Source organism: Rhizobium sp. 25PS6 (genome assembly GCF_032464655.1).
GTDB classification, from domain to species: Bacteria; Pseudomonadota; Alphaproteobacteria; order Rhizobiales; family Rhizobiaceae; genus Rhizobium; species Rhizobium laguerreae.
In genome coordinates this window covers 1-1,118 of the sequence record NZ_JAWDIV010000061.1, presented here as the reverse complement: position 1 = coordinate 1,118, position 1,118 = coordinate 1, and the positions used below count along the sequence as shown (strand labels likewise).

The 1,118-nt window shown below is 59.7% G+C and carries 1 pseudogene; it reads right to left on the bottom strand.

Annotation, left to right across the window (positions count from 1 at the left end):
* Window positions 1–40: 40 nt before the first annotated feature.
* Window positions 41–1,050: pseudogene (locus RWK44_RS34775) on the bottom strand (IS30 family transposase).
* Window positions 1,051–1,118: the final 68 nt, after the last annotated feature.

The following is a 1,118-nucleotide window of genomic DNA, read 5'->3' as shown; positions in this document are numbered from 1 at the left end:
GTGAGTTCATGCTGAACCGCGACCTGCGGGCTTTGAGAGGCTAACCGGTACGCCTGATTTGCGCGAGGAGTTTCTGGCGGAAGACTTCTGCCGGCGTTTTGTAGCCGAGGCATTTGCGTGGCGTTGCGTTCAGGCGGTTGCAGATCTCGGTGAGATCGCGGTCGCTGAGAGACAGTGGATCGACCTCTCTCGAAAGCCATTTCCTGGCCCGTCTATTGGTGTTCTCGACAGTGCCCTTCTGCCACGGGGATTGCGGATCGCAAAACCATGTCTGCGCTCCGATGCTGGCCTGCAGGTAAGGCCAGTCGGTGAACTCCGTGCCACGATCGAAGGTGATCGAGCGACGGGCGAGGTGGGGCAGGGATTGTAGCACCTGGATCAGGCCGTCCATCACCGGCCTCGATTGCCGGTCATTGTTGCGCAGCAAGACGGCAAATCGGCTGACCCGTTCGACCAGCGACGTCACGTTGGCCTTTCCGAACTTCTTGCGAAACTGGATGAGATCGCATTCCCAATGCCCGAACTGTTTTCGCTCGGCGACGGCGTCTGGCCGGTAGAGAATGTTGACATCCGGGGTGAACCGCTTGCCATGGCGGCGTCTGGCGTGCCGCGGCCGGCGTCTGGCACGATGCTCCGGCAGGTGTCGCCACAGTTTGATGGCGTGACCGTCCGAGGAATAGGCGAACTTATAGATCGTCTCATGGCTGACGGAGATCGGATGGCGCTCAAGCTGCAATCGGCCGGCGATCTGTTGCGGCGACCAGCCATGCATGATGCGCTCGATCACCGATTGGCGGAGCTGCGCGAACCGGGCAAGTTTGCGCAGCTTGGCACGCCGTTCTCGCGCCGTGTCATTGGCCATCACGCAGTAGTAACCGTTGAGGTCCGGCATCTCACGATCCTCGAACGTATTGCGGCGCAGCTCACGGAAAATGGTCGAGCGATGTCGGTGCAGCTTCTCGGCGATCACATCAACGCTGACCCAGCCGTGCGCCAGCGGGCAATCTTGCGGCGTTCATCGATATCGATCTGGGAGTAGGTGCGCTTCATGTCTCGTTCCTTGCAAGGATAAACCGTTGTTATCTATTGCAAGTCGCACTTCATCCTTGAACCCACCC